Source organism: Streptomyces milbemycinicus (genome assembly GCF_002154605.1).
Lineage (GTDB): Bacteria > Actinomycetota > Actinomycetes > Streptomycetales > Streptomycetaceae > Streptomyces > Streptomyces milbemycinicus.
The window spans coordinates 1-2751 of the sequence record NZ_MUNE01000665.1 but is presented as its reverse complement, the minus strand read 5'-3'; the positions used below and the strand labels follow the sequence as shown (position 1 = coordinate 2751).

Sequence of the window (2751 nt, the reverse complement as noted above, 5' to 3'; positions counted from 1 at the left end):
CGGCTTCCAACCGACCCGGTAACGCCACCCATCCAACCGCGACCGCTCCCGCTGCCCCCGCCGCCACGACGACAACACCGGCAACACAGCACCCAACTGCTCACCGTCCGACAGCTCAAGCGTCGAAGCAAGCGACTCCAGATCCTCCCGCTCCACCGCCTCCCAGAACCGCGCCTCCACCTCATCCACCACAACCGCCTCAACAGGAGCATCCAGCCAAAACCGCTCCCGCTGGAACGCATACGTCGGCAAGTCAACACGAGAGGCACTGACGCCCTCGAACACCCGCGTCCAATCCATGTCGGCACCGTTGGCCCACGCCTGGGCGAGACCGGACAGCAGCGTCTCGGACTCAGAGCGCCCGGACTCCAGGACAGGGACGAACACTCCCTTAGTCACGGTGTCGTCGCCCATGGCGCTCAGCACGCCGTCCGGTCCCAGCTCAAGGAAGACGGACACGTTCTTCTCGGCCAGACAGGCCAGGCCATCGCTGAAGCGGACTGCCTCACGGACATGCCGCACCCAGTAGCCAGCCGACCCCAGCTCGTCGGACGTCGCCAGCTTGCCGGTCACGTTGGAGACGACCGGGATGCGCGGCGCGACGTAGGTCAAGGTCTCGGCGACGGTGCGGAAGTCGTCCAGCATCGCATCCATACGAGGCGAGTGGAACGCATGCGACACCTCAAGGCGCTTGGTCTTACCCCCCTGACCCCGGAATTTCTGCGCCACAGCAAGGACAGCGTCCTCATCACCCGAGACGACCACCGAGCTTGGCCCATTGACCGCTGCGACATCCACGCGGCCTTGATACGCCGCAAGGAACTCCCTGGCCTCGTCCTCAGTGGCTTGGATGGCGACCATCGCCCCGCCGACGGGCAGCGCCTGCATCAACCGGCCCCGAGCCGCCACCAGCCGAACCGCATCCTCCAACGAGAACACGCTCGCTACATGGGCTGCGGCGATCTCACCAATCGAATGCCCACCCACAAACTCCGGCGTCACGCCCCATGACTCGACCAACCGGAACAACGCCACCTCAACGGCGAACAGGCCAGCCTGCGTAAACACCGTCTGACCAAGCAGAGCAGCATCGTCACCGAAGATCACATCACGCACGGACCGCTCGACATGCCCCGCAAGTTCCTTGTCCAGCAGTCCGCATGCCTTGTCGAAGGCTTCCGCGAACATCGCGTGCTGACCGTACAACTCGCGTCCCATACGCACCCGCTGGCTGCCCTGACCCGAGAACAACACCGCCAACCGACCCGAGCCGACACCCTCCACCGGCCCCGTCACCACACCCGACGCATCCTCACCACGCACCAACGCGCCAAGCCCAGCCAGCAGACCATCCCGACCCTCACCCACCACCACGGCCCGATGCTCGAAAGCCGCCCGCCCCGACGCCAGCGACCACCCCACATCCACCGGCGAAAGCCCCCCATCACGCTCCACACGCGACAACAAACGCCCCGCCTGCCCCCGCAACGCACCCACACCACGCCCCGAAACCACCCACGGCACCACAACTGGAGCCACCGCCGCCACCCGCTCCTCGGACTCCGCCTCAGCCATAGGCGCCGCCTCGAGAATCACATGCGCATTCGTCCCGCTGATGCCGAACGAAGACACCGCGGCACTGCGCGGCCGGTCGCTCTCCGGCCACTCCCGCTCTTCAGTCAGCAACTCAACCGCGCCGGACTCCCAGTCCACCTGCCGCGACGGCTCATCCACATGCAACGTCCGCGGCAACACCCCATACCGCATCGCCAACACCATCTTCATCACACCAGCCACACCCGCAGCCGCCTGCGCATGACCGATATTCGACTTCAACGACCCCAACCACAACGGCCGACCCTCCGACCGACCCTGCCCATACGTCGCCAACAACGCCTGCGCCTCAATCGGATCACCCAGCGTCGTCCCCGTACCATGCGCCTCCACCACATCCACATCACCAGCGGAAAGCCGCGCACTCGCCAACGCCTGCCGAATCACGCGCTGCTGCGAAGGCCCGTTCGGCGCCGTCAAACCATTCGACGCACCATCCTGATTCACCGCCGAACCACGCACCACCGCCAACACCCGACGCCCATTCCGCCGCGCATCAGACAACCGCTCCAACAACAACACCCCCGCACCCTCAGCCCACCCCGTACCATCCGCACCCTCAGCAAACGACTTACAACGACCATCAACCGCAAGACCCCGCTGACGACTGAACTCCACAAACACCGTCGGCGTCGACATCACAGCCACACCACCCGCCAACGCCAGCGAACACTCCCCCGACCGCAACGCCTGCACCGCCAAATGCAACGCCACCAACGACGACGAACACGCCGTATCCACCGTCACCGCAGGACCCTCAAGCCCCAACGCATAAGCCACCCGACCCGATGCAACGCTTCCCGCGCTGCCACTGCCCAGGTAGCCCTCGAAGCCCTCGGGAGCGACGCGCAGCCGGGAGCCGTAGTCGTTGTACATCACTCCGGTGAAGACGCCCGCCTGGCTGCCCTTGAGCGAGGCCGGATCGATGCCCGCACGCTCGAACGCCTCCCACGACGTCTCCAACAACAACCGCTGCTGCGGATCCATCGCCGCCGCCTCACGCGGCGAAATCCCGAAAAACGCCGCATCGAACTCGGCGGCGTCATGCAGGAAGCCACCCTCCCGCACATAGGTCCTGCCCTGTCGGTCCGGATCCCCGTCGTACAGGCTCCCGAGGTCCCAGCCGCGGTCCATCGG

At 66.0% G+C, this 2751-nt stretch carries 1 protein-coding gene; it reads right to left on the bottom strand.

Going from position 1 to position 2751, the window contains the following annotated elements; all coding sequences use genetic code 11:
• Nucleotides 1–2751 (bottom strand): type I polyketide synthase (locus CCN51_RS42100; protein ID WP_143676069.1); only part of this gene is annotated, 2751 nt, incomplete at both ends.